Annotated in this window: 26 protein-coding genes; 12 read left to right on the forward strand and 14 right to left on the reverse strand. The window is 64.9% G+C overall.

Annotation, left to right across the window (positions count from 1 at the left end; translation table 11 throughout):
• The 3 genes from U1839_RS24735 to U1839_RS24745 form a co-directional block, all read left to right on the forward strand.
• The coding region (locus U1839_RS24735) for a hypothetical protein (RefSeq protein ID WP_332806227.1) at positions 1–189 on the forward strand (189 nt) is incomplete at its 5' end.
• A 93-nt stretch (positions 190–282) separates the two neighbouring features.
• Positions 283–1,389: a DUF47 family protein gene (locus tag U1839_RS24740; protein ID WP_332806228.1), complete on the forward strand. Its 1,107-nt coding sequence runs from the start codon at positions 283–285 to the stop codon at positions 1,387–1,389.
• Positions 1,390–1,401: 12 nt separating this feature from the next.
• A complete protein-coding gene (locus U1839_RS24745) occupies positions 1,402–2,415 on the forward strand; it encodes an inorganic phosphate transporter (RefSeq protein WP_332806229.1) in 1,014 nt (337 codons plus the stop codon).
• A 670-nt stretch (positions 2,416–3,085) separates the two neighbouring features.
• Here U1839_RS24745 and U1839_RS24750 read toward each other — a convergent pair.
• The 8 genes from U1839_RS24750 to U1839_RS24785 form a co-directional block, all read right to left on the reverse strand.
• Positions 3,086–3,901, reverse strand: a complete 816-nt coding sequence (locus U1839_RS24750; protein WP_332806230.1) for an HNH endonuclease — start codon at positions 3,899–3,901, stop codon at positions 3,086–3,088.
• Positions 3,898–5,622 (reverse strand): AAA family ATPase, encoded by a 1,725-nt coding sequence (locus U1839_RS24755; protein ID WP_332806231.1) that lies wholly within the window; start codon positions 5,620–5,622, stop codon positions 3,898–3,900. The genes U1839_RS24750 and U1839_RS24755 overlap by 4 nt, the downstream gene beginning before the upstream one ends.
• Positions 5,623–5,857: 235 nt before the next feature.
• Positions 5,858–6,811 (reverse strand): O-methyltransferase, encoded by a 954-nt coding sequence (locus U1839_RS24760; protein WP_332806232.1) that lies wholly within the window; start codon positions 6,809–6,811, stop codon positions 5,858–5,860.
• Positions 6,811–8,145, reverse strand: a complete 1,335-nt coding sequence (locus U1839_RS24765; RefSeq protein WP_332806233.1) for an ATP-binding protein — start codon at positions 8,143–8,145, stop codon at positions 6,811–6,813. Before U1839_RS24765 ends, U1839_RS24760 begins: the two co-directional genes overlap by 1 nt.
• Entirely contained in the window at positions 8,138–9,067 is a 930-nt protein-coding gene (locus U1839_RS24770) for a DNA-methyltransferase (RefSeq protein WP_332806234.1), read from the reverse strand. The genes U1839_RS24765 and U1839_RS24770 overlap by 8 nt, the downstream gene beginning before the upstream one ends.
• A gap of 283 nt (positions 9,068–9,350) precedes the next feature.
• Positions 9,351–10,922, reverse strand: coding sequence for a DEAD/DEAH box helicase (locus tag U1839_RS24775; RefSeq protein WP_332806235.1), 1,572 nt, complete (start codon positions 10,920–10,922; stop codon positions 9,351–9,353).
• 61 nt (positions 10,923–10,983) lie between these two features.
• Positions 10,984–11,448: a hypothetical protein gene (locus tag U1839_RS24780; protein WP_332806236.1), complete on the reverse strand. Its 465-nt coding sequence runs from the start codon at positions 11,446–11,448 to the stop codon at positions 10,984–10,986.
• A gap of 138 nt (positions 11,449–11,586) precedes the next feature.
• Positions 11,587–11,850 carry a hypothetical protein gene (locus tag U1839_RS24785; protein WP_332806237.1) on the reverse strand — a complete coding sequence of 88 codons (264 nt, stop codon included), beginning with the start codon at positions 11,848–11,850 and terminating at the stop codon, positions 11,587–11,589.
• A 201-nt stretch (positions 11,851–12,051) separates the two neighbouring features.
• Between U1839_RS24785 and U1839_RS24790 the strand changes: the two genes are divergently transcribed.
• The 3 genes from U1839_RS24790 to U1839_RS24800 all read left to right on the forward strand — a co-directional run bounded on the left by U1839_RS24790 (position 12,052) and on the right by U1839_RS24800 (position 13,495).
• Entirely contained in the window at positions 12,052–12,213 is a 162-nt protein-coding gene (locus tag U1839_RS24790; protein ID WP_332806238.1) for a hypothetical protein, read from the forward strand.
• Between the two features lie 185 nt (positions 12,214–12,398).
• Positions 12,399–12,605 (forward strand): cold-shock protein, encoded by a 207-nt coding sequence (locus tag U1839_RS24795; RefSeq protein WP_281127316.1) that lies wholly within the window; start codon positions 12,399–12,401, stop codon positions 12,603–12,605.
• Positions 12,606–12,790: 185 nt separating this feature from the next.
• Positions 12,791–13,495, forward strand: a complete 705-nt coding sequence (locus tag U1839_RS24800; RefSeq protein ID WP_332806239.1) for a spermidine synthase family protein — start codon at positions 12,791–12,793, stop codon at positions 13,493–13,495.
• A gap of 12 nt (positions 13,496–13,507) precedes the next feature.
• Here U1839_RS24800 and U1839_RS24805 read toward each other — a convergent pair whose 3' ends face one another.
• Complete coding sequence (locus U1839_RS24805; protein WP_332806240.1) at positions 13,508–14,608, reverse strand: Acg family FMN-binding oxidoreductase; 1,101 nt, start codon at positions 14,606–14,608, stop codon at positions 13,508–13,510.
• A 212-nt stretch (positions 14,609–14,820) separates the two neighbouring features.
• On the opposite strand from U1839_RS24805, the gene U1839_RS24810 reads away from it, so the two are divergent.
• Both U1839_RS24810 and U1839_RS24815 read left to right on the forward strand, forming a co-directional pair.
• Complete coding sequence (locus U1839_RS24810; RefSeq protein ID WP_332806241.1) at positions 14,821–15,711, forward strand: haloalkane dehalogenase; 891 nt, start codon at positions 14,821–14,823, stop codon at positions 15,709–15,711.
• 186 nt (positions 15,712–15,897) lie between these two features.
• A complete protein-coding gene (locus U1839_RS24815) occupies positions 15,898–16,644 on the forward strand; it encodes a Crp/Fnr family transcriptional regulator (protein WP_332806242.1) in 747 nt (248 codons plus the stop codon).
• 3 nt (positions 16,645–16,647) lie between these two features.
• Here U1839_RS24815 and U1839_RS24820 read toward each other — a convergent pair whose 3' ends face one another.
• Positions 16,648–16,776, reverse strand: coding sequence for a hypothetical protein (locus U1839_RS24820; protein ID WP_332806243.1), 129 nt, complete (start codon positions 16,774–16,776; stop codon positions 16,648–16,650).
• A 158-nt stretch (positions 16,777–16,934) separates the two neighbouring features.
• Between U1839_RS24820 and U1839_RS24825 the strand changes: the two genes are divergently transcribed.
• Positions 16,935–17,822: a DMT family transporter gene (locus U1839_RS24825; protein ID WP_332806244.1), complete on the forward strand. Its 888-nt coding sequence runs from the start codon at positions 16,935–16,937 to the stop codon at positions 17,820–17,822.
• A 274-nt stretch (positions 17,823–18,096) separates the two neighbouring features.
• Here U1839_RS24825 and U1839_RS24830 read toward each other — a convergent pair whose 3' ends face one another.
• Positions 18,097–18,414, reverse strand: coding sequence for a hypothetical protein (locus tag U1839_RS24830; RefSeq protein ID WP_332806245.1), 318 nt, complete (start codon positions 18,412–18,414; stop codon positions 18,097–18,099).
• A 163-nt stretch (positions 18,415–18,577) separates the two neighbouring features.
• Here U1839_RS24830 and U1839_RS24835 point away from each other — a divergent pair, with 163 nt between their 5' ends.
• Together U1839_RS24835 and U1839_RS24840 are read left to right on the forward strand one after the other, a co-directional pair.
• Entirely contained in the window at positions 18,578–20,914 is a 2,337-nt protein-coding gene (locus U1839_RS24835; RefSeq protein ID WP_332806246.1) for a heavy metal translocating P-type ATPase, read from the forward strand.
• A 158-nt stretch (positions 20,915–21,072) separates the two neighbouring features.
• Entirely contained in the window at positions 21,073–21,261 is a 189-nt protein-coding gene (locus U1839_RS24840) for a hypothetical protein (protein ID WP_332806247.1), read from the forward strand.
• Positions 21,262–21,314: 53 nt separating this feature from the next.
• Here U1839_RS24840 and U1839_RS24845 read toward each other — a convergent pair whose 3' ends face one another.
• Together U1839_RS24845 and U1839_RS24850 are read right to left on the reverse strand one after the other, a co-directional pair.
• Positions 21,315–22,304: a hypothetical protein gene (locus tag U1839_RS24845; RefSeq protein WP_332806248.1), complete on the reverse strand. Its 990-nt coding sequence runs from the start codon at positions 22,302–22,304 to the stop codon at positions 21,315–21,317.
• A gap of 108 nt (positions 22,305–22,412) precedes the next feature.
• Entirely contained in the window at positions 22,413–23,123 is a 711-nt protein-coding gene (locus U1839_RS24850; RefSeq protein ID WP_332806249.1) for a superoxide dismutase, read from the reverse strand.
• 429 nt (positions 23,124–23,552) lie between these two features.
• On the opposite strand from U1839_RS24850, the gene U1839_RS24855 reads away from it, so the two are divergent.
• Positions 23,553–25,973, forward strand: coding sequence for a TonB-dependent receptor (locus tag U1839_RS24855; protein ID WP_332806250.1), 2,421 nt, complete (start codon positions 23,553–23,555; stop codon positions 25,971–25,973).
• Positions 25,974–26,243: 270 nt separating this feature from the next.
• Here the strand turns inward: U1839_RS24855 and U1839_RS24860 are convergent.
• Positions 26,244–26,944: YybH family protein (locus tag U1839_RS24860; RefSeq protein WP_332806251.1), on the reverse strand; the 701-nt coding region annotated here is incomplete at its 5' end.

Here is a 26,944-nt window from a genome sequence, read left to right on the forward strand (position 1 = left end):
TTCCAGGCGCCGATCTCCAAATCGGCCCAGCGTCTGCTCCATCATGTCCTCCCGCTCTCAAGGACATCGAATCAGACCAAAACCACATGGCAACCACGATGTGTGAATGCTGTAGCCCTGAAGGGGAGGGGCTTTATGGAACACCGCGCACCGCGCGCCAGTGAAGATTGCGTCATGTTTCGCGCGTGACGAACGGCGGGGCAAGCTGGTAGGGCGCGGCGGCACGGGGCGATTCCGCGTGCGGAACGAATCGGGAGCCCTTCCATCAACCAGATCGCCGCCTTGCCGTATCGCGCCGACGGCCCTGCGATCGACGCGCCGGTGCGCGTGCTGCTGGTCACCAGCCGCGAGAGCAAGCGCTGGGTGATTCCCAAGGGCAATGCCATGGCGGGCGTGGCACCGCACAACGCCGCCGCACAGGAGGCCGAGGAAGAGGCCGGGGTGCGCGGGCTGGTGTGCCCGACGCCGCTCGGATCGTACCGCTATCGCAAGAAGCGCGGCAATGGCGCCTCGCTGATGATCGATGTCGACGTGTTCCCGCTGGCGGTGTCGAGCGAGCTCGACAGCTGGAAGGAACAGGGCGAGCGCGAGCGGCGCTGGTTCTCCCTGCACGATGCCGCCGCGGCGGTCGACGAACCCGATCTGAGCGACCTGATCCGCTCGTTCGGCCCCTCCGAATTCAAGGCCGCCGCCCGGCGTGCCCCCATGCTGCGCGCCGTCGGCGCCAAATCGAGGATTACCCCCATGTTCGCCTGGTTCCAGCGATTGCTGCCCAAGTCCGGTAACTTTTTCGAGCTGTTCGAGGCGCATGCCGTGTCGATCGTCGCGGCGGCCGATGCGCTGTCGCGGCTGGTGCAGGGCGGCACGCCGGCGGCCGACCATATCCGCGAGGTTATAGAGCGCGAGGGCGATGCCGACGAGATCATCCGCGAGACGCTGCGCACGGTGCGCCACACCTTTTTGACGCCGTTCGACCGCAGCGCGATCACCAGCCTGATCGGATCGATGGACGATTCGATCGACGAGATGCAATCCGCGGTGCAGGCGATCGACCTGTACGACCTGCGCGTGTTCGAGCAGGAGATGAAGGACATGGCGGCGATCATCGTCGACGCCGCACGGCTGACGGCCGAAGCGATGCCGCTGCTGCGCGATGTCGGGCGCAACGGGCCGCGGCTGCACGAGCTGACCGAACGACTGGTGCGGATGGAGAGCCATGCCGACGAGATCCACACTGCCGGCGTGAAGCGCGCCTTTATCGAGCTGGGCGCGAGCGACACGCGCGGCTTCATCGTGCAGCGCGAGGTCTACAAGCATCTCGAGCGGATCGTCGACGCGTTCGAGGACGTCGCCAACGAGATCGACGGCATCGTCATCGATCACGCGTGATCGAGCCAGGACATGCATGAACTCGCCCTCCCCTTCCTGATCGCGCTGATCCTCGTCGCGCTGGCGTTCGACTTTCTGAACGGTTTGCACGACGCGGCCAATTCGATCGCCACGGTGGTCGCCACGCGGCTGCTCAAGCCCGTCCATGCGGTGGGCTTTGCCGCGCTGTGCAACTTCGCGGCCTATTTCCTTACCCTCGCCTTTCCCGCGCTGCACAAGGTGGCGGACACGATCGGCCAGGGGCTGATCGCCAAGGACCTGATCACCCCGGCGGTGGTGTTCGGCGCGCTGATCGGCGCGATGTTCTGGAACGTGGTGACGTGGCTGAAGGGCATTCCCAGCTCGTCGAGCCATGCGCTGGTCGGCGGGCTGATCGGATCGGGCGTGGCGCATGCCGGGATCGGCGGGATCAAGTGGATCGGGCTCAACAAGACGCTGATCGCGATCGTGCTGTCGCCGGTGCTGGGCATGATCCTGACGCTGTTCATCATGATGATCTCGAGTTGGGCGCTGCACCGGGTGAGCTCGCGCAAGGCGGAGAAGGTGTTGCGCGGCATGCACTTCCTGTCGTCGGGCGCCTATTCGGTGAGCCATGGCCTGAACGATGCGCAGAAGACGATGGGCATCATCACCGTGCTGCTGTTTTCGACCGGCTGGCTGCACGGCAAGTTCGAGGTGCCGCACTGGGTGGCGATCAGTTGCTATATCGCGATGGCGCTGGGCACGCTGAGCGGCGGGTGGAAGATCATCGAGACGATGGGATCGCGCATCACCAAGCTGTCGCAGCACCAGGGATTCAGCGCGTCGATGGGCGGATCGATCATCGTGTTCAGCGCCTCGTTGCTCGGCATCCCCGTGTCGACGACGCACACCATCACCGGCTGCATCATCGGCGCCGGCACCGCGCGCCGCGCGACCGCGGTGCGATGGGGCGTGGCGGGCAATGTCGTGGTGGCGTGGGTGATCACCATCCCCGCGAGCGCCGCGGTGGGGGCGATGTTCTACGGGCTGACGACCTTTTTCTAAGGGCAGCGCCGCCGCGCGGGCTTCTGACGGCGCCGCGCGGGCGGTGGTGACGGCCACGGCGGCGGCGGCGGCGCTGTTGGGGATGGCGGGCAAGTATTCGCCAAATAGCGCGCGCGGCGCGGCGCAAATATTCGACCCCTTTTGACGACCGACGGCGGGTGTGCTTGATCGAGGCGCTATAGTTGCGGGCGCAAGATGGCGCGGCGAATTTCGGGCGGTTTCCAACAGGCGATGCTTGCGCGTTACGGGCGCGAACGGCGCGGCGAGGACCCGTGAGGACTGGGCCTGTTCCTGACCCTTTATGGGAGAGCGTGGCATTCGTCTTACCCTTCACTTGCGCCCCGGGGCGGCCGGGGTGGCTGGATTCCAACACCCACGCGGCCGAGATGGCGCGCGCGGTGTGGGCGGAGGGTGGACGGTTTTTGGGGTGGGTTGAATCAGGGGGTGAGCGATTGCAGGTCGCCAATGTTGTCGTAGCTATGTGCCCAAATGGCGCGGTAGGTAAAAAATTTCCAAAACTGCAAAGTTGCCATTCCGTCCCCAGATTGACCCGTTGAGGAGAAGAGTCACGCAGCCGATCAAACATAACGCGGTGTCAATGTCGCTACGTCAGCAAAGACCGGCTGAATGGCAGGCGATTAGGTAAACGCCGAAAAATACTGACGGAAATTCAAGCAGGAAGCGCACGAATACGCATGACGAGCTTGTCGATGACCAAAGGGTCGGCGAGTGCTCCGCGCAAGAAGCCAGCGTCCCAGCTGTTGATACCGTATGTGTCTGTCGCATCCTGCAGGCGGATCTCAAGTTCCGCCTGCACGGCCGCTGCCGTCGTAGCGGGGCCTAGACGGCGGCGCAACTTGGCTGGCAACGGGCTCCATTCTCGTCTGACAGAGTCACGCCAATCCGTGCCCAATAAGGTCTTCACATGAAAGTCGACGATGCGACGCCGGCCTCTGGGCAGATCGGGGAGCGCCTCCGGCTCGAATTGTAGAACGTCGAGATCCGGGTCAAATTCAATGCGCCACAATGCCTTCGAAGCCCAACGGTCATAGTATGGGTGGATGAAGCGCGCAGGCCAAGTGCCGCGGTATGTATCGCCTTTCTCACCACTGTTGCAGCTCTCGCAAGCCGGCACGAGATTCTCACGTAAGATCGAGAACTCGGGAAATTGTCGCCGGGGCAAGGCATGGTCCAGCGATCGGCCGCCTAGCGACCCACACATCGGGCAACTTTTGAAGGGAATGGCTGGACGGCGGATTCGGTTAATGGGCCCGGAGCGGCCACGCGTATCATACAGCGCGAAGAGCGCATTTGCGTCGGCATCGTCGAACCCGGCTGGCCGTACCTGCCAAGGATTGCCCCGAAACCGACGATAGTTCGCTGCCGCCGCCAGCCACTGCGCCTCGCGCGCAGCCCAACCGGGTCGACGGCATTGTTGGATGATGATTGCATCGCCCGCGTCAGCCGGGAATGGCAAGAATTTCATAGGTCGTCTCGCTGCCCAACCAATTCGGCGAGGTAGGATAGCGTTTCCGGATTAAGATCCTCTGCAAAGCGCCGGCGAATTTGGCGCAGCGTCGCCTCCGGATTTTCCTTAACATATTGCTCAAGGACGTGCTGGAACCGGTGTTTGGGACCGATGTCCCCAAACACAAACTGAGAAATGGTATCGATACTCGCCCCGAAGGTCTGCATTGTCGGCGGGTCAATCATGATCGTGTCATCGTTGGGATCGCGCGTTATCATCCGCACGCGTCGCGCCGGCACCTCGCGGACGACATAGGCCGAGTGTGTCGCGATCAGCGCAATCGACTTCGAATGTTCGAGCAGCTTGTCCAGCATCTCCATGAATTGTGAGATGTAGTTCGGATGAAGATGCGTCTCGGGTTCGTCGAAAAGGAAGATGGTCCCCCGACGCAGCGATGCTACGGCATATGCAGCAAAGCGCATTAGTGCCACCTCGCCGCTGCTCAAGTGGCGCGCGCGAGCGGGCCCTGCCATGACGATAGGCGGACGTTCGGTGTTGATCCGGGCATATAGCTGCAGGTTGCGTTGCTCGTTCATACGTCGGAGCAGCGGGAAATAATCACGTCCGTTTATGAGCGTCGGCGGCGGCAACGTGTCGGGTTCAGTCGCCTCGCTCAGCTCGACATACAAACTGTCGGCAATACCGAGTGGTTCGAGTACGGTGTTCAACAATTCCATGGCGCCCTGCCGCCCAAAGCCTTGGATGTCGCTGTCCGCGCGCAGGCAATCAACCAGCGCCATGGTCAGGCCGCCACCTTCACCACCCCGCGCGCCGATCATCCGGTGGTAGCGATAATCGATCCCTTCCCAAGGCGGGAGCGACTGGGGATACGGATCCGACGCCACAGATGAAAAGACGATCAGCCGCGAAAAATCGGGGCGCGGATCGAATATCGCAGCACGGTCGATGTCGAGTGCCGCTTCCCAAGGCGGCGCGATTCGCAAACCGTCTATCATTGCTTCGAACAAGCGCGTCTTGCCGGTACCGTTCCGACCGACGACAACGAGGGTACGACGTGCCAGGGGGAAGGCCTCGCCAAAATCAGCGTCGAGCACGTGCTCGCCCACCATCCCGCGAAGGTCGGCTTCGACGGTAAACGACCCCGCTGCCTCATCAACGTCAGGTGGTCGATTTGGGGTCAGATAGCGATCACCCTGGCGAAATGCTCCCCACGTACCTTCGTCCCGAAGCGCGCCTTGATGGAAGTCGATCGTCCGGGTTAGCTGTAGCGTCTGTACGTCGTTACCTTCGTTTTCAAGTCGGGCGAGCACGGCATCGCGCATTCGTCTCAAACATCCGATCGCGTCATTGAAGCCGAGCAGCGCCACGAGCCGACGGTAGTCGCCCTCGCTCTGCAGCACCGAGACAAAGGGCGGGTCGATCCGATCGAGGCGACATCGCGGGCGATCGCCGCGCAGGTCCGTTACGCCAAGGTGGTCGATCAAATAGCTACGTGTGCGTGGATGCCCTTCGATCATTAGGCGCATACGGAGCGGTCCCTCCGGATTGACCACTCCGATGATATGCAAGTTGGCGCGATAGATTGAGCCGAAATCGTTGAAACCATCCGCGTCCGGCACGATAACCAGCGCACGCCCTTCGATGGCTCGCTGCTGCGCTCCCGCTAGTGACAGCGAAAGATAAATTGGAATGTCGGATTCTGCCGGAATGCGAGGCATCTGCGTCTCGTTCGATTAGTTTAGGCATCTCAGTGACAGGTAATTAAGCACAAAACATTTGACCGTTGTCCGCATGACATCGGATTAGGTTGATAGGTGCCATAAGCCCTTAATCAACGCCTGCTGATGTGGAGCGAACTTCAATAGCGGGAATTTGCTCCTGTGGCCATAACGCCCTTTGTAACGCTGCTGCTGATCAAGTGACGATCCATACGCGACTTTACCTGAATGCAAATCAGACGATTGCTTCTACATAGCGCGGAAGGTATCTTAGTAGATCCTTGTATGCTCCAAGCTCAGCATCTTTGAACCCAAGTTCCTTTAATTTATTTCGCTCCTTGCAGCGCTTCCCTTTTGCGGTCACTGCACCGTCAAATAGCTGCCTCTCCCTCTCTGTAAGATGAAGAGATCTTATCTCGTACAGCTTATGCTCTGATGTTTCTAAAAATGGCAGCACTGATTTAAGTTTGCCGCGTATCCCCACAGCCTGCCCCTCTGATAAAAACGCTCCCCCTACAGTTACCATCGGCATCGTATCCGAGTACTCAACCTGTAGTAAAGGAATGAACTTACCATCCATTCTTGGAGCGAATGCGTTTTGAAACCCCGCCATCAGGATTTTATGTACCGCGTCAGGGAAGTTTGCTTTTTCAACATCCTCCATTAAAACTGTTCCCGACACATCCCCCAGATTATCTTGCAGCCAAACCAATCTGTCGGCGTCGCTAACGCGGTCGATAACCTTGGGCGGGCCTCCGAAAGCCGTTACAAAGCAGAAATCTCCGATCTTTATACGATTCGATAGCGACGTTATGTCACCAATTATGTGGCCGCCAATGCCTCCATCATAATCAAGCCAGTATACGGACGGTGATACCGACGTATCGGCCGCAATAAAATCAGCAGCAGAGTTGTTTTCAACTTCTATAAATTTATAAGGGGCATTAAATCTAGCGCGCTCTACAAATTTATCGTCATGCTCAAGGCTTATCATCTTGGTAATGCCAAGGTACCTGTGAATAAGTAGAAAATCATAAAAACGATTAGCGCCCATTCCTACATATCTGTAATCACGGATAGGCAGTCCGGAATCACCGCCAGCTTTGAGCAAATCTACAAGCATCATGCGCTCGGATTGCTTCGCCGGCCGTAAATCATAAGAGATAAATTTACCCGTAGAACGCGGCACTATTTTTCTCCTACTTCGTTCCTGAGGAAGTAGTTGAATGTATAACGACCCACGTCTGAGCCACTCATACTCGGGCGCTTAAGGTAATTTGTAATATCTTTAATTTGGCTTACTTGCGCGTCATACTGTATCCGAACGGTAGTCGGGGCAGTTGCGGCTTTTGGGGCTACAAATGCCCGCTTTTCCGTCACCGCGGCTTTTAGCACGCTCACAGAAGAACTTGTCGCAGCTTGCAGATCTTTGCTCGCCACCTCTGTTCCTTCGTCAGTGTAGCGCCCATCTAAGAACGAGACGACGGTTCTCCCAGTCGCTGCCATGTGCCGCTTCGCCAATTGCCAGACTTCGCTGTCTTCATTGATCGCCGACTTCGTGGTGGTCCACGGTAGGTGCTCGGCGTTTTCCGAGACAAAAAAGACCGTTCCCAGGAAAGGCCTATGCTTAGGTTGGAAGATCGGTAGGCCGCCACCACCCCAGCCTGTAAGTAGCGATTTGTCCGCCGAGATGACCGCTCGCCCGTTGCAGAATACGAACCAGCCAGAAGACCGATCTCGAAATACACCCGCCTCGGGCGTGCCGATTCCTGCGGTGATTGCACAAGTTACATCGCCAAAATTGAAGGATTCTGCAGTATGGTTTCCACCGATCTGGATACTGACCCCTTCGACATTTTTTCCATTTACGGAGACGGAGACGAATTTTGCGAGATAGTAAGCATATGTTCGAGATATGGCAGCCTCAAGCTGCGATGGAAATAAGCCATCTTCAAGTCTACGCGTCACCTCATCGTAAAGCTCTGTCACCATTATAGACGTTCCAGTTGCACCCTTAGCTACAGGCGCACGCGGCGTGATATCGAATGTCCAAGGTTGACTTTCGTCTTTTGCCCAATTCGAAACATCCAGATCTAAATCGAAACCGCCTTCGATATGGTCAGATCTCATTTTTATTCTATTACCGAGCTTAAACATCGCTCGTTTTAGCCCAATTCCGTAAACTGATAGCCTGTCTGCCTCGTGATGTTCTCCATCGGCTCTACCAAATTTGAACACATGTTCTGCAGCAGTCTTAGCAGAAATTCCAAAAGCGTCATCAGATATTTCAACACAACCTTTAGATATTGCCAAAGCTATATTAACGCTGGGTGTTATACTGGGGTCCTCAAACACCGTCATGTAGTCAATCGCCGTTTTCAGACGAGGCGAGACTGGTTCTACAGCGGCGTTAATTGAGTTATCTAGCAAATCCAAAAAGGCTGCTACGAGTGGAATGTCTCGCGTCAGAAGTGAGATGAACAAGCGTTTTTCAGGTCGCGCGTCCGCCTTTATGTCAGCCATTCAAAACCTCTAGCATTGGAAAGTGTGGCGGTCTGAGAGCCACGCTTTCGCGCCCACTTGGGATATGTATCGGTATATCTTCTCGAACCTGCAAGGTGCCTTGTTCAAGTGCAGTCAAGCGAGCACGCCCTATCTCGAGATATTTGGTGTCGATGTCACATCCGTGGAAATTTCGTCCCTCGAGCAGGCTGCTAACTGCAGTGGTACATGATCCCGCGTATGGGTCCACAACCAAACCACCGCGAGGACAAAGGGCGGAGACAAGGCGCCGGACGAGCGCGGTAGGAAATTGGCAGGGATGTTCGGTCTTCTCGATATGGTTCGCTTTGACGTTTGGTATTCCCCAAACGTCTCCGATATCCCACACATCGCCCGGATTTTTCCCGAGCGGATTTCCGCTCCACTGACCCTTATTAGGTCCTTTGTAATGTTTTTTGCCCGGGTATATCTGTGGGACACGGACGCTATCTAAGTCAAAGTGGCCGACGCCGCCTTTCGTGTACCACAAAATTGTCTCATGCCGTCCGCTGAAGCGGTTGCTGGCATGAGCGCCGTGGTTGAACGTCCAGATAATCCTGTTCCGCAAAGTCAGATCATGCCGTTTCAGTAATTCTGCGCTGATCAGAACGTCCAAGGGAATAAGAGCGCCATCCCGAACGTGGTTTCCGACCTGCCAGCAAATGCTGCCCCCTGGCTTCAAAACCCTGACAATCTTGGGGATGACCCCCTTTATCTCAGCAATAAAATCTTTGGCGTCGAGCGATCGATCATACTCTTTACCGATAAAATACGGCGGAGAGGTCACGACAAGATCGACGGAATCTTTGCGAAGTTTCTTCAGAACCTCAATTGCGTCGCCATCCCAAAGGGTCGCGACCACGCCATCAGATTTATGTTTCGAAAAAAGTTGCATGTCGTCCATCGGTTCTAGGGAAGCGGTTCACCGGAAGCTATCTGATTTTTAAGCAGAGATCTAGGGGCCGACAAAGCGCCTCGCTCCCACCTACGAAGGGGCACGATTTGCATGCTCCGGTCCCAATTTCTTGCCGCTAACGCGCCAGCTCGACGCAAAGGCCGTCCAGCCGAAAGGCCCTCCGTAGCAAGTTTTGAATTTCCCGAGGCCAATGGAAGGTACGGTGCCGCTTACAGGATTCGAACCCGCAACCCCCGCATTACGAATGCGAGAGCTTTATCGAACCCTCCCGTCACTCCTCCCGCAACTCCCGATAAACATCCTCCCACTCCCCCTCCACATCCCGCCGCGCCGCCTGCCGCGTCCAGTGCACCGCCGGCTCCGGCCAGCGCGGCGCGACGGCCTCCGCGAAGGTCAGCGCCAGCGCGTCGGCTTCGTCCGGGCTCGCCAATCCCCGCGCGCGCATATGTTCCTTCTTTTCCAGCAGGATCGCGACCTGATCGGTGGCGTAGCCATATTCGACGCCGGTCAGATCGGCGGCCAGCGCGTCGTTATCGGGGATGGCGCCGCCGGGGAGCCAGGCGCGCATATTGGCCCACATCTGGGCGCGCTTGTTGGCGGTGCGCACGTTGAGGTCGCCGGCCCACACCGCCTGCCCGCCCTTGCCGCCGAACCACACTTCATGGACGTTTTCCACGCCGAGCTGGCGCAGGCGATCTGCGATGGCGGCGCCGATATTGCCGGCGTCGACGAAGATCGCGTCGGGGCGGTGGAGCTGGGCCTGGAGCGCGACGTCTCCGGCCAGCGTCATCGCGTCCTGGCTGGCCCAGCGTTTCCACGGGCGGCCGCGCGCGTCGCGGCCGCTGCGGATGGCGAGGACGGACGCGTCCCCGCCATAGCGCGCGCAATCCAGCCCGAAGACGACCGGGTCGGCGACCATACCCTCGACCTGTCGCAGGCGGGCGGCGGCGACGTCATCGGCGGGGATGAACTGCATCGACGAGGCGCTGGGGAACTGGCCGCGCACGCGGACGCGGGCGATGTCGTGATCCTCGCCATAGGTGGCGACGATCTCGTCGAGATAGGCGCGGTTGGTGCCCTCCACCGTGCGGCTGTCGATCTGCGCAGTGTCCCACAGATGGCGCGCGGCGCCGAAGCATTCGCGGAACGGGCCGCTGTTCTGCGTCGGGTTGCCGAAGGCGAGGAAGACGATCTCGGTCCCGGCATCGGTGAGCGCGCCGAGCGCGACCTCCCAGATCTTTGCCGGGATGCCGCTGGCCTCATCAAAGATCAGGATGAGGCGCTTGCCCTGGTTGTGCAGGCCGGCAAAGGCATCGGTGTTGGCGAGGTTCCAGGTGACGAGGTCGCAGCGCCAGGTGCGATCATGCCCGGGCGCGGTGGCGACGAGCGCGCCAGCGAGCGGGCGGAACCAGCCGGCGGTGATGGCGGCGCGCGACCATTTGGCGATTTCCGGCGCGGTGCGGGTGAGCAGCTGGTTCTCGGTATTGGCGGTGACGAGGATGCGGGTGTCGATGCCGGTATCCAGCCCCCATTTGACCAGCATGGCGATGAGCGCGGACTTGCCGATGCCGTGGCCCGAGGCGCGGGCGAGGCGCAAGGGCGTGTGGCGGGTGGCGGGGTCAGCCAAGTGCGCGCCGATGCGGGCGAGGACATCAGCCTGCCAGGCGCGCGGGCCGGGCGCGGCGGCTAGCGCGCCCCTGCCCCAGGGCCAGGCGAAATGGGCGTAGGCGAGGGGGTTGTGGCGGAATTCGGCGACGCTGGCGGCGAGGGTGCGGTGCAGGTCGGCGCGGTCGGGGGGCGTGGCGGGGCTCAGGCCGGCGTCGCGCTTGGGACTCCCCCTCATCCGCCCCTTCGGGGCACCTTCTCCCACAGGGGGAGAAGGGTTTTCGGCCGTTGCCTGCGGATCAGCCATGGTCGCCGGCGGCGCGGGCGACGTTGGCGAGCGCCTCCGCCAGGCGATCGGCGAGGTCGTGGTTGTCGCCCTGGGCCTCGGCGCGGCCGCTCCACTGCGCCGGCTTGCGCAGCGCGAGCCAGCGGAAGGCGGCGGCGGATTCGGCATGTTTGTGGCGGGTGACGGGGACGGCGATCGGCTCCTTCGCGCCGAACGGCAGGAGGATGCGCGTCTCGCGATAGTCATAGCCGACGGCGCGGCGATAGAGCGCGTAGGTGACGCGCGTGTCGGCATCGTCGCGGCCGGCCGTCCTGGCCTCGGCCATGGCGGGGTGAAGCGCGCGCCAGCGGGCGAGCGTCGATGCGCTGACGCCGAGCAGGAACGCGACCTGCGCGTCGGTGGCGCCGATCTCCCACGCCATGCGGGCGCGGAGTGCGTGGTCGGGGGTGTAGCGGGTGGGGCGGCCGGTGTTTTTCATGGCCGCGGGGATAGCGGTGCGTGGCGTAGTGTTGAATCACGCCGTGCAGTGCGATGGGCCCTCAACGTCGCGGGAGATCGTCATGACCCGCTTCTCGACGGCGCTCGAAGCGGACGGGGTGGGTAAAGTCACCCCGCGCTAGATGTCGCCCTCGACCGGACGGCGCAGGTTGAGCGCGTCATATTGATCGAGCAGCGCGTTGACGTCGTCGATTACCGCCTGCTGCTCGGCGCGGTGGCGCGCGGTGGCATCGTGCGTCGGCATGCCGTTGCGGCCGTCATGGATTGTGAAGCCCTGGTCGATCAGCCACAGCGCATCGGCGGCGCGGGCGCGCTGGCGGCGCAGGTGGAACGCCCAATGCTCGATCAACCCCGAAGGGACCAGACGCTCGATTTCAGTCACGCGACGCCCCACCCCGTCCAACCGCCGGCTGAGCCCGGCGCACGGCGTCGCCATAGCGCGCGATCGGCGCGGGGCGAAGCGGGCGCGGGGCAAAGGCGCGCAAAAAATGCGCGCTTCGGCGGGCGCGGCAACGCTTCGCCGCGCTGCGCGTTGACCTGTCCGACTCAAGTTGACCTGTCCGACTCAACCGGGAGACGCGCGATGAACGAAGCAGGCTGGCCCGAGGCGGCGAACCGCCGGCTGCGCGCACTGTTGTGGCAAGGCCGGCCGATCGGCGAGCTGGCGCTGCGGCTGGGGCGGCCGGCGGGCGAGGTGACGCAGCAGATGCGGCGGCTCGGGCTGGCGGTGCCGACCCCGCTTTGAACGCGGTGGAATTGCGGCGTTCAGCCGTGCGCGACGCGCATGCCTGTACGAACGCGCCAAAAACGCGTAGGGCGCCCGGGCAACGTCGTATGCGACGGATAGCGGAAGCCATTCCCTTGTCCCTTTCCTGCCTCGCGCCGGCCGCGTCCCGAGACGCGCGCCGACCTCAACGAAAAGGACCTGTCATGGTCAACGGTACCGTAAAATTCTTCAATAACGACAAGGGCTATGGCTTCATTGCGCCCGATGGCGGCGGCAATGATGCGTTCGTCCACATCACCGCGCTCGAGCGCGCCGGCCTCAGCACGCTGACCGAAAACCAGAAGGTGTCCTACGACGTCGAGCCCGACAAGCGCGGCAAGATGTCGGCCGTCAACCTCCAGGCACTTTGATCGACGCGCCGGGGCGCCCGACACCGGGCGCCCCGGCACTGATCGCGGCATCGTGCGGCCCTTTGCCCGGCGACGGCGCCGCACTCCGACATGATCGCCTGCGACCCGCGGCCCGCACGGCCAGCGCGAGCGCTGGCGGCGCGACGCGTGGTGGCGCGGCGCATACCCAGAAAGACCCCGCGCCGATGCAGGCCAGCGAACATATCGACACCGCCGAAATCCCCGGCGGCGGGCAATTGCGCCTGATGCGCTACGGCAAGAATTTCTCGATCGAATTCGGCGAGGACGAGCTGATGGGCAGCCAGGCGCCGCAATCCGAACAGGCGCTGGCCGATCTGGCCGCCGCGCGCATCGTTGGCCGGCAGGACCGCGTGCTGATCGGCGGGCTCGGCATGGGCTTCACGCTTGGCGCCGCGCTGACCGCCTTCCCGGCGCACACCAGGATCGTCGTCGCCGAGCTGGTGCCGCAGGTGGTGACCTGGGCGAAGGGGGCGCTGGCGCATCTGTTCGGCGACTATCTGAGCGACCCGCGCGTGACGATCGCGGTGCGCGACGTGCACGACGTGATCGCCGCCGCGCCGGGCGGGTTCGACGCGATCCTGCTCGACGTCGACAACGGCCCGGACGGCTTCATCCACCCGGCCAACGACCGGCTCTATTGCAACTGGGGCCTGCGCGATGCGCATGCCGCGCTGCGCCCCGGCGGGGTGCTGGCGATCTGGTCGGCCTATCGTGACGATGCGTTCGTCGAACGGCTCGAGGCGGTGGGGTTCAGCGTCGAGGAAGCGACCGTGCCCGACGGCGGCAATGCGGAGCGCTCGCCCTATACGATCTGGCTGGCGGGCAAGGCGGCCGAACCGGCGCGCCAGGCGGCGCTCGCCGCCGCCTAGCGCCGGATCGCCTCAATGGGGCGCCATCACCGCCGCGACCGGGCGGCGCAGCGAATAGGGCAGCAGCGGCCCGTGGCCGAAGCGCATCACGATGTCGGGGCGCTTGCCTCCCATCCCGACCAGCCGCGCGAGATCGGGGCGTAGTGCGGCGTCCTCGACCGGCTGATTGATGAAGGCGGTGCGCAGCCCGAGCGCGGTCGCCTGAAGCGCGAAGCGCTGGCAGGCGCGGCCGACCTGCACCCAGTGCACGCGGTCGGCGCGGTCGCCGACGAACACCGCGACCCCGGACGAGGAGCGGATCTGGCGGGCATATTGATCATTCTGCGCGGCGGCGGTGACGAACAGGTCGAAGGCGCGCGGGCCGAGCCATGACGGCAACGCCGGGTTGCCGCTGGCGACGCTGTACAGACCGTCGCCATGGCCCAACGCCGCGCGCGGGTTGAAGCGCAGCCACGCCTTCAATTCGCGGACGAACGCCGGATCGGCCATTTGCGCGCTGTTGCCGGCGACGACGAGATCGCGGACGCGGTCGAGGTGCGGGCGATCGGTGAGCAACACCAGCGCGACGCCGGGGACCGCGGCGGCGCGGCCCAGCGCGGCGAGATCGGCGGCGGCGACCGGGCGGCCGTCATAATCGGCGCGGGTCGACTGGCGGCGCGGAATCGCGTCGCACAGCGCGGAGGGCGCGCGTGGGCCGGCGTGGTGCGCGAAGCCGATCTCTCCGGCACCGCTATCGTCGAACAGCGGTTCGCCATGGTGACCGCCGGCGGCGGCGGCGAGCGCGAGATTCTCCGCCGCGCAGCCCAGGCTGACGAACAGGTGATGGTCGTCGGGATCGACCACGGGGGTGCGGCGCGTCAGGTCGGGGCGGAGCGTGATGCTGCCCGGCGCGACGGCGAAGGACCAGGGCTGGGTGTTGTGGCCGTTGGGGGCGAGCGTGGCATAGCGGATCAGTTCGGGCAGCGTCGGCTGCGCGGCGAGCGTGGCCCGCAGCGCGCGCGCCGCCGCGTCATAATCGGCCGCCGAGCCCATGCGTCGCCGCATGTCCCACCACGCCGCCCCGCCGCCCGCGACCAGCACGGCGCCGCCGAGCACAAAATGTCGTCGGTTCATGTCGTGCTCCGATGGCTGCCGCCGCAAGGCGACCGACGCACGAGCATTATCATCGCAGTCGGGCGCCGCAGCTACGCAATGCTCCCGATGACGCGCGCGCCATTGCGCATTGGCGGAGGCCGGATATATTGGCACTGTAAATGCCATAAATCTCGACGCGGCGGGGCGCTGGCCCGGCGCGTGGCGGGGTCGATGCTCTGGGGGGAATATCGATGAAAGCCTTGCGCCCGGCCGACGCGCCATTTCGCGACCTGCCCGATTTTCCCTTTGCGCCGCATTACGCCGAGATCGGCGACGGGCTTCGCGTGCATTATGTCGATGAGGGGCCGCGCGACGCGCCGGTGGTGTTGATGCTGCATGGCGAGCCGACCTGGAGCTATCTCTATCGCCACATGATCGGCCCGGTCGCGGCGGCGGGGTTTCGCGCGGTGGCGCCCGACCTGATCGGCTTCGGCCGCTCGGACAAGCCGGTGGCGCGCGGCGACTATAGCTATGCCGCGCAGGTCGGCTGGATGCGCGCCTGGATCGAGACGCTCGACCTCAGCCGCATCGTGCTGGTGTGCCAGGACTGGGGGTCGCTGATCGGCCTGCGGCTGGTCGCGGCGATGCCCGAGCGCTTTGCCGGGGTGGTGCTGTCGAATGGCGGGCTGCCCGAGGGCCAGCCGGCGCCGCGCGCCTTTGCGCTGTGGCGCGCCTTTTCGCGCTGGAGCCCGATCTTCCCGATCGGCCGCATCGTCCAGGCCGGGACCAAAAAGCGGCTCTCGCCGGCCGAGATCGCCGCCTATGACGCGCCCTTCCCCGACCGCGCGTCGAAGGTCGCGGCGCGGATCTTCCCGTCCTTCGTGCCGCTGGGCGACAATGTCGCGGTACCCGACCAGCGCGCCGCCTGGGCGGTGCTCGAGCAATGGCACAAGCCGTTCCTGTGCTGCTTCAGCGACGGCGACCCGATCACGCGCGGCGCCGATGCGCCGTTTCGCGCGCGCATCCCCGGCGCGGCCGGCATGGCGCATGCCACGCTGCACGGTGGCCATTTCATCCAGGAGGACGATCCCGGCGGGTTCGTCGCCGAAGCGCTCAAGGTGGCCGCCCTGGCCGGGTCGTAACAGCGCGGCGCATGTCATGCGAAAAGAAGAGTCTGACGACCGTCGCTTAATCCATGTTTGCAGCATGGTTTATTATCATGGCGACGCGCACGATAATTTCGCCTAGGCTAAGGCAATCGCCGGCCCTGATTTCTGGCTGCCGGTGGCTGAGAGATGCGATGCGCTCCCGCCCCTATGGGAGGGAGCATGTACCGTACCGATCCGACTCTCGCACCGATGGCCGACACGCTCGGTCGCTGGCTGCCGCTGGACGGAGACCCGCACGCCGCGATCCTAGCGCTGCCGCACGTCGTCCGGACGCTGCGCGTGGGCGAGTTCATGGTGCGCGAGGACGATCGGCCGCGGCACTCGTGCCTGTTGCTCTCGGGCTTCGCGATCCGCCACAAGGTTGCCGGCAATGGCGCGAGGCAGATCATCGCGCTGCACATGGCGGGCGACCTGATCGACCTGTACCATTCGATGCCACCGCGCGCCGACCATAATGTCCAGGCGCTGAGCGCGGTGAAGCTCGCGCTGATCCCGATCGACGCGCTGCGCACGCTGGCCGCGCGCACCCCCGCGATCGACCAGGCGTTGCGGCTCGAATGCCTGCTCGAGGCGGCGATCCTGCGCGAATGGATGCTCAATCTCGGGCGCCGCGACGCGCGCACGCGCACCGCGCATATGGTGTGCGAGTTGGCGATCCGCCTGCAGCGCGCGAAGCTCGGCGCGCGCGACCATTTCGACCTGCCGCTGACGCAGGAGCAACTCGCCGACGCGCTGGCGCTGACCAATGTCCATATCAGCCGCATGTTCAAGGCGCTCGCCGCGGAAGGGCTGATCGTGCGCGAAAATCGCCGCTTGTCGATCCTCGACTTCGCGCGTCTGGCGACGGTCGGCGATTTCGACGCGCGTTACCTCAGCCTCGAGCGCTACGGGCCGTTGGCGGATTGACGGTCAGGCCTTGGCGACGGGCTTCGTTGCCTTGGCCGGGACCAGCGCCGCGATGCGGGCGGCCGAGCGGGCGGCGACCTGCGCGGCGAGGGCGCGCTTGTGACGATTGTTGGCGGTGCGCAGCTTGCCCATGGGGACGTCCAATTCTGTCGATGATGTCGCGGCGCGGCCGGATGCCGGCCGTCGCGGTAACGTACGTCTCCTTGGTCACGTTCGCGCGCGGCGTACAAGTTTAATCGCCCGGCCACGCCGCGCTGGTCGCGCGCCCGCCGATCGGCTAGCGCCCACGCATGGCCAAAATCTTCATCCTCGGCGACGTCCGCAAGGGCGGGTTGCTCGCGCTGGCCGCCGCCGCGTTGTTCGGCCTGTCGACGCCGGCGGCCAAGGCGATCGTCGGCAACGTCGCGCCGCTCGTGCTGGCGGGGCTGCTGTATCTCGGCTCGGGGCTCGGGCTGCTACTGGTGCGGCTGCTGCGTGGCGAGGGTGGCGTCGCGCTGGTGCGCCGCGACCTGCCCTGGCTGGCGGGCGCGGTGCTGTTCGGCGGTGGGCTCGGGCCGGCGCTGCTGATGTGGGGGCTGGTGCGCACGACCGGATCGGCAGCGTCGCTGCTGCTGACGCTGGAGGGCGTGTTCACTGCGCTGATCGCGTGGATCGTGTTTCGCGAGCCGTTCAACCGGCGGATCGGGCTGGGCATGGCGGCGATCTTCATCGGCGCGGTCGTGCTCGCGCTTCGCGGCCCGCCCGGCGCGGCGGCGAGCTGGGGCGCGGCGGCGGTCGCCGCGGCGTGCCTATGCTGGGCGATCGACAACAACTGCACCTCGCGCATATCGCATGTCGACGCGCCGACGCTGGCGATGATCAAGGGGCTGGTCGCTGGGTCGGTCAATGTCGCGCTCGGGCTGGCGATCGGCGGGGCAATGCCGGGGATCGGGCCGGTCGCGGCGGCCGGCGCGGTCGGGCTGCTCGGTTACGGGCTGAGCCTCGTGCTGTTCGTGCTGGCGCTGCGCGAGGTCGGTGCGGCGCGCACCGGCGCCTATTTCTCGACCGCGCCGTTTCTCGGCGCGGTGCTCGGCGTGGTCGCGCTGCACGAGCCGCTGACCGTTACGCTGATCGTCGCCGGGTTGCTGATGGCGTTCGGCGTCTATCTCCACCTCACCGAGCCGGCGGCGGAAAGCTGAGCGAGATGACGTCCGTCTGAATCACCCCGCCCATTCGGAGGACAAGAAGAAGATTTGTTCACGCGGAGGCGCGGAGATAGTGCGCGCGCGGCTGTCGGCTCGCGTCGGGGAAAAGTTCTGCTCCCGTGGCAGGGCCGTATGAAGGCGCGCTGTCGCGCGATCGCTCACCGCGAAGGCATCTCCTCCGCGCCTCTGCGCCTCCGCGCGAACAAATACTTTACTGCCTCTCAGGCCGCGAACGCCTCCGCCGACTCCGGCCGCCAGCACCGCAGGATCAATGGCGGTGCTTGTGTCCCGCCGCCCGCCGGCCATGATGCATCATCATGCGGTGACATTCCGCCATCATCGCCGGCGTCATCATGCCGCCGCCTGCCATCATGCCGCCCATCTTTGCACCCTCGGCCGACGGCATCGCCATCGCCATGGGCTTTGCCGGCGCCGGCGTCGCGACATCGGACGGAGGCGCAGGCGTGGCGGGCGCGGCGGGCGGGGTCGCCGGATGATGATCGGCATGCGCATCGCTCTGCGCCAGCGCCGGACCTGCCAGCAGCAGCGACGCGCAGAGCATCGAGATCTTGAGCGTCGCAGCCATGTCATCATCCTTGCAGGAGCGGGCGATCGACCTACGCCGCCCTGTCCCTGCGACGGATAGCGACGTCGCGTGCAGGATGATCTACGCAATAGCCCCGATAGATCGGCATGCGCTTTCCCCTATCGGAAGGTCGCCTGCCGACACGGCATGAAGGAGCAAGGTCATGGCGCATGACGAGCCGAGCCGATCGCGCGATCCGCTGCCCGGCGCCATGACGCGCGATCCCGTGTGCGGCATGACGGTCAACACGACGACCACGCCGCATCACGCCACTGTGGACGGCACCGGCTATCATTTCTGCAGCGCCGGATGTCGCGCCAAGTTCATCGCCGACCCGGACCGCTATCTCGCGCCATCAGACACGGCGCCGGTCGCGGTGACGGAAGAAACGATCTGGACCTGCCCGATGCATCCCGAGATCCGCCAGGATCATCCCGGCCCTTGCCCGATCTGCGGCATGGCACTCGAGCCCGCAACGGTCACGGCGGACAGCGGGCCGAGCCCCGAACTGGCCGACATGACGCGGCGCTTCTGGTTCGCGCTGGTGTTGAGCCTGCCGGTGTTCGTGCTCGAAATGGGCGGGCATCTGTTCCCGGCGCTCCACGGCATCGTGCCACCGACGGTGTCGACCTGGATCCAGTTCGTCCTCGCCACGCCGGTGGTGCTGTGGGCGGGCTGGCCGTTCTTCGCGCGTGGCTGGGCGTCGCTGCGCACGCGCCATCTCAACATGTTCACGCTGATCGCCATGGGCACCGGCGTCGCCTGGGGGTTCAGCGTGGTCGCAACGCTGTTTCCCGCGGCCTTTCCGCCGGCGTTTCGCGGCATGGACGGCGCGGTCGCGGTCTATTTCGAGGCGGCGGCGGTGATCACCGTACTGGTGCTGCTCGGCCAAATGCTCGAACTGCGCGCGCGCGAGCGCACCTCGGGCGCGATCAAGGCGTTGCTCACCCTCGCGCCGAAGACCGCGCGGCGGATCGACACCGCAGGCCATGACGAGGAGGTTGCGATCGAGCTGCTCGTCATCGGCGACCAGCTGCGCGTCCGCCCGGGCGAGAAGGTGCCGGTCGATGGCGAGGTGATCGAGGGTCGCTCGGCGATCGACGAGGCGATGGTGACGGGCGAGGCGATGCCGGTCACGCGCGGCGTCGGCGACGCGGTGATCGGCGGCACGATCAACCAGAGCGGCGCGCTCGTCATCCGCGCGACACGCGTCGGGCGCGACACGATGCTCGCGCGCATCGTTCAGATGGTCGCCGACGCGCAGCGCTCGCGCGCCCCGATCCAGCGGCTTGCCGACCAGGTCGCGGGCTGGTTCGTGCCGGCGGTGCTGCTGATCGCGCTGGTCGCGTTCGTCGCCTGGGGCATCTGGGGGCCGGCGCCGCGCCTCGCGCATGGCCTGATCGCCGCGGTCTCGGTGATGATCATCGCCTGCCCGTGCGCGCTCGGGCTGGCCACGCCGATGTCGATCATGGTCGGGATCGGGCGCGGCGCGGGGGTCGGCGTGCTGATCCGCAATGCCGAGGCGCTCGAACGAATGGAGAAGGTCGATACGTTGGTGGTCGACAAGACCGGCACGCTGACCGAGGGGCACCCTTCCGTCACCGCGATCGTGCCCGCGCCGGGCTTCGACGAGGCCGAGCTGTTGCGCCTCGCCGCCGGGGTCGAGCGCGCGTCGGAGCACCCGCTCGCCCGCGCCGTGCTCGCCGCCGCAAAGGATCGCGGGATCGCGATACCCGAGGTGGCCGACTTCGACGCGCCGAGCGGCAAGGGCGCGGTCGGCACCGTCGGCGGACGGCAGGTCTTGCTGGGTAATGCCGCTTTCCTCGCCGAGCGCGGCATCGACACGTCCGCGCTGGCAGGGCGCGCCGACGCGCTGCGGGGCGACGGCGCGACCGCGATCTTCATCGCGGTCGATGCGCAGCCGGCGGGCATTCTGGCGATTGCCGACGCGATCAAGCCGACCACCGCCGCGGCGATCGCCACGCTGCGCGCCGAAGGCATCCGCGTCGTGATGCTGACCGGCGACAACCGCACCACCGCCGAGGCGGTCGCGCGGCAGCTCGGCATCGACGAGGTCGAGGCCGAGGTATTGCCCGACCAGAAAAGCGCGGTCGTCGCGCGGCTGCAGGCCGAGGGGCGGATCGTCGCGATGGCCGGCGACGGCGTCAACGACGCCCCTGCCCTTGCCGCCGCCGATGTCGGGATCGCGATGGGATCGGGCACCGACGTCGCGATCGAGAGCGCCGGGGTGACGCTGCTCAAGGGCGACCTCACCGGCATCGTCCGCGCGCGCCGGCTGAGCGCGGCGACGATGGGCAATATCCGCCAGAACCTGTTCTTCGCCTTCGTCTACAACGCCGCCGGCGTGCCGATCGCCGCCGGGCTGCTCTACCCGCTGTTCGGCGTGTTGCTGTCGCCGATCATCGCCGCGGCGGCGATGGCGCTGTCCTCGGTCAGCGTGGTGAGCAATGCGCTGCGGCTCAACCGGGTGACACTGTAGCGCGACTTTCCGGGGCCCGCCCTTCGTCGACTGCCGCTCGTCGTTGCGGCGCGACATCCCGACGCGCTGGGGCAAACCCGGAATTGAAATGCAGCCGGGATGATGGATGATTTGATGGTGCGGGCAGGACCCGTTTTTTTCAGCGGCGGGATCCGGACATGCTTGGTGCGATCGTCTTCACTTATGGCTTGCTGACCAGTTTCGTGCTGTCGGGCGCGTCGCGCAATCGCAAGTTGCAGCGCCCGAATCCTCCGATGCTGGTCTATGTCGGCTATGTCTGTCTTGGCGTGTCGATCGGCCTGTCGGTGCTGATGGTTCTGCTCGCGCTGTGGCAGCTGGTCGGCTGATCGACCCGGCGATGCCCCGCCTGCGGCGATAGCGCCGCGCGGTCCCCGTTCGTCTACCGGTTCGGGATCGGCGGGCCGGAGAAGCGGCCGTCGACGCGGTTGCCGTCGAGCTGGTTGGTGCCATAGCTGAGCAGCGTGCCGAAGCCGGTCGCGAAGACGCCGGTGCCGTTGCTGCCGATGCCGCTGCCGCCGACGCGGATCGTCGCGCCGCTGCCGCTGGCGATGAGGCCATAGCCGGCATTCTGGTCGATCGCCGATTTGAGCACCATCAGGCTGATGCTGCCCGTGCCGGCCGGCGCCTTGGCGAGCACGCCGATTGCGTTCGCCGTCACGCTCGACCCGTCGAGCGTCGCGGTGATCACCGCGCCGGCGCCGCCGACGGTATCGAAGCGCAACGCGGCATTGGCATTGTTGCGGAAACGGCCGCCGGTGATGCGCACCGTGCTGGCGACGCCAGCGGCGGGCTTGACCAGCACGCCCCCGGTCAGCGCGTTGGCGGCGGTGCCGTTCTCCGTCACCATGACATCGTCGAGCGTGAGCTGCGCGGTCGCGGTCGGGGTGAAGTTGATCCCGAACCCGGCAGCGAAGCCGGTGATCGTCGTGTTGCGGATCGTCACCACGCCGCCCTGGACGATGCTGATGCCGTTGAGCGTCGCGGGCGATGCGCTGTTGGCGAGGCCGTTGACCAGCAAGCCGCTCAGCGTGACGAACGACGTCGCGGGGATGTTGATGGTGATGGCGTTGTTGGCGAGCGCGAACACCCCGCCCTGGCGGACCGTCGCGTCGCAGGCGATGGTCAGCGAGCGCGTGATGGTGAGCGGTCCGAAGCCGGCGGCGTCGAGGCAGTCGATTTCCCCGCCGGTCGCGGTGCGCGTCATCGCCACGAAGAAAGTGCGGCACGGCAGAAGACGCGTGCAGGGTAGCGAATCGTCGCCAAAGCCCGACACGAAGGTCCGAGTCGCCTGCGCGGCGGCCGGCGCGCTCGCCGCGACGCCGCCGAGCGTCGCGGCCAGAATCAACAGGATAGACCTGATTCTTGCCATTTCAGCTGCCCCCCACGGTTAACCAATGCCGGCATTGTTACGCTCGCGGTATAACCGATATTATCCCGGGATTATAACCAATTGCGGCGAAGGACAGGAGATCGGCACTCAGCGGCGCGTTACGGCCTGGAAGCGCGTGTCGGCCGAGGCCCAGTTCACCGCGCCCATGAAGGCATCGACATAGGCGCCGGCCTTCGCACCATAATCCAGGGCATAGGCATGCTCGTACATGTCGAGCGCGAGCAGTGGCGTCGCGCCGGCCAGCGTCATGCTATGGTCGGCAGCCCATTGGTTGACCAGCCGGTTGTCGCGGTGACTGTAGCTGAGCACGACCCAGCCCGAGCCGCCGCCCAGCGCCTTGCCCATCGCGGCGAATTCGCCGCGCCAGCGCGCGTCGCTGCCAAAATCGCGCTCGATCGCGGCGGCGAGCGCGGCGCCCGCGCGGTTGGGCGCGCCGAGACCGGCGAAATAGAGCTCGTGCAGGATCATCGAGTTCCATGCGACCAGCTCCTCGCGCTTGAGGCCGTTGATCACGAAACCCGGCGCGGTGGCGGGATCGAGCCTGGCGAATTCGGCCGAGATCGCGCCGAGCCGCTTCACCGCGCCGACATAATTATTGTCGTGGTGGCTGGTGAGCAGTTTGGCCGACAGGCCGGCGATGCCGGCGGGATCGAACGGCAGCGGCACCGGCTGCGGCGCAAAGCCGGGCGCGGCGGGCGCGGCTGGGGTTGCCGCAGCGGCTTCCCCAGCGATGCCGACAAGGCCGAGCGTGGCGCCGGCGGCGAGGAGGACGCGGCGGTCGATGAACGAGTCGGTCATGACGGTCTCCCTGGAATGATGCCCCAGCCTATCATGCCGGCGTCACGACGAGATAGACGGGCAATGCGAGCACGCCGCGTTGCACAGCGACGCTGCCGCGCACCCGTGCACGACCCGGCGTCGTCATGCCACAGTACAGTTGAACTGTTGAACAGTTGATCGCGCGGCACGGAAGCCAATGGTAGGTTCACCATTGCGTGAGTAACGGGAATGCGACGGCAACTACCTCGTACGACATGATGAAATACTCGCAGCCGCGAAGCGGCCGCGGCGACGATCCGCCAGGCAAACGCGTCAGGGCGACCCGCCTCCCCTTCTTGATGATGCTTTTATGACACGCTCGACGAAAATCGCGCGGGCGATGTTGCCGGGCTTTGCCGGGAGGAATAATTCTAGCGGCACAAAACATAACATCCGGGAGAGAATGATATGTCGGCCGCATCGCGCCTGTACCTCGCGCTTGCCAGCGCCTCCGTGCTGGGCATCACCGCCGCACCCGCCGCGGCGCAGCAGACCCCGCCACCGGCCCCGGCGGCCGATCAGCCGGCCGACCAGGCCGTCGGCAACGACATCATCGTCACCGCCAACAAGCGCCGCTCGACCATCCAGGACGTGCCCTTTTCGATCAACGCGCAGACCGGCGAGGACATTCAGCGCTCGGGCGCGACGACGCTCGAGGACCTGTCGCGCAACGTCGCCGGGCTTGCCATCCAGAATCTCGGACCCGGCCAGAGCCAGGTCGGGATCCGCGGCGTCTCGGCCGGCCAGATCGCACGCGACCAGCCCGGGGTGAAGGAACAGGTCGGCATCTATCTCGATGAATCGGTAATCTCGCTGTCGCTGTTCACCCCCGACCTCGACCTGTTCGACCTCAACCGCGTCGAGACGCTGCGCGGCCCGCAGGGCACGCTGTTCGGCTCGGGCTCGGTCGGCGGCACGATCCGCTACATCACCAACCAGCCCAACACCGACCGCATCGAGGGATCGGTCGAGGCCAATATCAACATGGTCAGCGAGGACGATGTCGGCGGCCATGTGAAGGGCGCGATCAACCTGCCGCTGAGCGACCGCGCGGCGCTGCGCGTGGTGGGTTATTACACCCGCTATGCCGGCTTCATCGATGCGCGGCGCGAGGGCGGCGGGATCGACAAGAACGTCAACAGCGGCGAGCGCTATGGCGGGCGCGTCGCGCTGCTGCTCAAGCCGACCGACGACATCAGCATCACGCCGCGCTTCATCTACCAGAAGATCACCACCAACGGCTTCAACCGCGAGGAACGCTACAACCTCTACGCCAACCCTTTCACCACGACGCGGCCCGCCATCACGCTGCAGGATCGCCAGCAATATCTGCTGCTCGGCGAGCGCTTCTCCGACGATCTCAAGATCGCCGACCTGACCATCGCCGCCGCGCTCGGCGGGGTCGATGCGACCTCGGTGACCAGCTATACCGATCGTCACATCCTCGTCAGTCGCGACGCCAGCGCGCTGACCGGCAGCGTCTCGGTCGATCTCGGCTTCCCGAACGCGGGCGTGCTGCTGCCGTCGAACCTGGTCGACACGACCGGGGTCAAGCAGTTCACGCAGGAAGTCCGGCTGGCATCGAGCGGCAAGAGCGCGTTCCAATGGGTGGTCGGCGGCTTCTACGCCAAGACCGACCGCATCTATGCCCAGCGCCTGCCGACCCCCGGCTATGACGCCTTCACCGATGCGCGGTTCGGTGCGGGCACCTCGGCGGCGGTGGCCAACGGCTTCCCGCTCAACTCGCCCTATGATGCCGACATTCCCTATCATCTGCGCCAGATCGCGATTTTCGGCGAGGCCAGCCTGGCGATCACCGACGCGCTCAAGGCGACCGCCGGCGGGCGCTATTATGATTACAAGGAAAACCGCATCTTCAAGTCGGGCGGGCTGTTCGCCAATGGCGACAACAACAGCGACAGTACGAAATCGAGCGGTTTCTCGCCGCGCTTCCTGCTCAGCTACAAGGCGTCGAGCCGCGTGACCTTCAACGCCCAGGCGTCGAAGGGCTTCCGCCTCGGCGGGGTCAACGATCCGCTCAATATTCCGCTATGCTCGGGCGGCGCGAGCGGGCCCGACGCCCAGACCTTCGGCAACCGGCCGCGCTATGGCGACGAATCGCTGTGGAATTACGAGGGCGGCGTGAAGGCGCAATTTGCCGGCATCACCTTCAACGCGGCGGCCTTCTACACCGACATCAAGAATTTGCAGGTCACCGCCGACGCCGGCAGCTGCTCGTCGCGCATCGTGTTCAACGTGCCCAAGGCACACAGCGTGGGCGGCGAGGTCGAGATCTCGGCCACGCCGATGCACGGCCTCGACCTCGGCCTGTCGGCCAGCCTGCTCGAGGCCAAGTTCGACGCCACGCTGACGCGGCCCAACGGCACGGTGATCGAGGGGATCCGTTCGGGCAACCGCCTGCCCTCGGTGCCCAATTTCCAGCTCTCCGCCAATGCCAATTACCGCTTCCCGATCGGCGGTGAGGCCAAGGGCGTGCTCGGCCTGTCGTTCCAGCATGTCGGCAGCCGCTATACCCAGCCGGGCGACCAGGAGAACAACCCGCGCACCTTCGTCACCGGCCTCGCCTTTGGCGGCGCCCCGGCGACCGCCTCGACCACGCTCGACCTGAAGCTGCCGGCCTATAATCTGGTCAATCTGCGCGCCGGGGTCGAGCTCGCGAACAATGTCGACATCTCCTTCTATGTCAGCAACCTGTTCGACGAGAATGCGCTGCTGGCGTTCGACCGCGAGCGCGGCGGGCGGGCACGGCTGTCGTTCCTGACCAACCAGCCACGGACGATCGGCGTGACGGTGCGCAAGGGATTCTAGCGGGTCACGCGGTATCCGAACTACCCGTCAGCGGCTTTCCTTTTCTGGCTTCCCCGGCGAAGGCCGGGGTCCCGTTGGGAAGGCGGATGCGATGAGCGGCACCGCCTGCCGCAGCGTTCCCCGACGGAACCCTGGCTTTCGCCGGCGAAGTGCGGGGAAGCGGCGCTGCGCCTTATCGAGCGGGGTTCGCGTTCGGCTCAGGATGTGGACTCACAAACCAGCCATTCTGCTTCCGCCCCAATAGCGGAAGTCCGACATCGCCGACGTCGACTATTTCCCCAGCATCGATTCCGCCTGCCGGGCCGCGGTGATCGGGTCGGCGTGGCGATGGACCAGCTTCCAGGAAGCACCGATCTTTTCATAGACGCTGGTGACCCGGGCGGCGAACTCGGCGAAGTCGGGGTTCGGCCCCAGTTTCGCGCGATCATGTTCAATCTCGACGAGGACGACGAGTTTGCGGTCGGCATAGACTGCAACCCGTTCGACGCCGACAACTGTCCCATCCCTGTATTTGGTGGAGGCGTTGTTAAGGGCTTGCAGGACCGCGGCCCGACCTTTGCCGAATGGTCCGAACGGATTGCCGAGCGTGACATCATCGCGGTCGGCGAACAGCGCCGCATAACCCGAAGGATCCCCGTTCAGGATCTTGCGCAGCGCTTCATGGCTCTCCGCGATCGCCGCCTCGAGTCCAGGAGGTAGTCCGGCCCGAGTCCCGATTGCTCGAGCGTTGGCTGTTTGCGGCTGACCGATCGTCGCGAATGCTGCTGCAGCAAGTACCGAAAAGCGTCGTCCGTTCTTCATACCCATTCCGATCCTCGATGCACAATGAGACCACTGGCATGAATGGCAGCTTCCCACCGAGGCTGTGTGAAAACGCCATTTGAGCCGCGGCGCATTGAGCTGCGGCACGGGCATTCTTACCGCTGCATCGCCGCGATCAGACCGGTTGCTCCCATCAGGGCGATTGCGCG

The organism is Parasphingomonas halimpatiens, from assembly GCF_036663795.1.
Classification (GTDB): Bacteria; Pseudomonadota; Alphaproteobacteria; order Sphingomonadales; family Sphingomonadaceae; genus Sphingomonas.

Coding starts and splice junctions, on each gene's coding strand:
- U1839_RS24800 (WP_332806239.1), top strand. CDS start 12,791: ATGCAGGCCAGCGAACATATCGACACCGCCGAAATCCCCGGCGGCGGG.
- U1839_RS24835 (WP_332806246.1), top strand. CDS start 18,578: ATGGCGCATGACGAGCCGAGCCGATCGCGCGATCCGCTGCCCGGCGCC.
- U1839_RS24845 (WP_332806248.1), bottom strand. CDS start 22,304: ATGGCAAGAATCAGGTCTATCCTGTTGATTCTGGCCGCGACGCTCGGC.
- U1839_RS24855 (WP_332806250.1), top strand. CDS start 23,553: ATGTCGGCCGCATCGCGCCTGTACCTCGCGCTTGCCAGCGCCTCCGTG.
- U1839_RS24780 (WP_332806236.1), bottom strand. CDS start 11,448: ATGAAAAACACCGGCCGCCCCACCCGCTACACCCCCGACCACGCACTC.
- U1839_RS24830 (WP_332806245.1), bottom strand. CDS start 18,414: ATGGCTGCGACGCTCAAGATCTCGATGCTCTGCGCGTCGCTGCTGCTG.
- U1839_RS24745 (WP_332806229.1), top strand. CDS start 1,402: ATGCATGAACTCGCCCTCCCCTTCCTGATCGCGCTGATCCTCGTCGCG.
- U1839_RS24805 (WP_332806240.1), bottom strand. CDS start 14,608: ATGAACCGACGACATTTTGTGCTCGGCGGCGCCGTGCTGGTCGCGGGC.
- U1839_RS24810 (WP_332806241.1), top strand. CDS start 14,821: ATGAAAGCCTTGCGCCCGGCCGACGCGCCATTTCGCGACCTGCCCGAT.
- U1839_RS24790 (WP_332806238.1), top strand. CDS start 12,052: ATGAACGAAGCAGGCTGGCCCGAGGCGGCGAACCGCCGGCTGCGCGCA.
- U1839_RS24755 (WP_332806231.1), bottom strand. CDS start 5,622: ATGCCTCGCATTCCGGCAGAATCCGACATTCCAATTTATCTTTCGCTG.
- U1839_RS24770 (WP_332806234.1), bottom strand. CDS start 9,067: ATGGACGACATGCAACTTTTTTCGAAACATAAATCTGATGGCGTGGTC.
- U1839_RS24815 (WP_332806242.1), top strand. CDS start 15,898: ATGTACCGTACCGATCCGACTCTCGCACCGATGGCCGACACGCTCGGT.
- U1839_RS24820 (WP_332806243.1), bottom strand. CDS start 16,776: ATGGGCAAGCTGCGCACCGCCAACAATCGTCACAAGCGCGCCCTCGCC.
- U1839_RS24795 (WP_281127316.1), top strand. CDS start 12,399: ATGGTCAACGGTACCGTAAAATTCTTCAATAACGACAAGGGCTATGGC.
- U1839_RS24750 (WP_332806230.1), bottom strand. CDS start 3,901: ATGAAATTCTTGCCATTCCCGGCTGACGCGGGCGATGCAATCATCATC.
- U1839_RS24840 (WP_332806247.1), top strand. CDS start 21,073: ATGCTTGGTGCGATCGTCTTCACTTATGGCTTGCTGACCAGTTTCGTG.
- U1839_RS24825 (WP_332806244.1), top strand. CDS start 16,935: ATGGCCAAAATCTTCATCCTCGGCGACGTCCGCAAGGGCGGGTTGCTC.
- U1839_RS24850 (WP_332806249.1), bottom strand. CDS start 23,123: ATGACCGACTCGTTCATCGACCGCCGCGTCCTCCTCGCCGCCGGCGCC.
- U1839_RS24765 (WP_332806233.1), bottom strand. CDS start 8,145: ATGGCTGACATAAAGGCGGACGCGCGACCTGAAAAACGCTTGTTCATC.
- U1839_RS24775 (WP_332806235.1), bottom strand. CDS start 10,922: ATGAGGGGGAGTCCCAAGCGCGACGCCGGCCTGAGCCCCGCCACGCCC.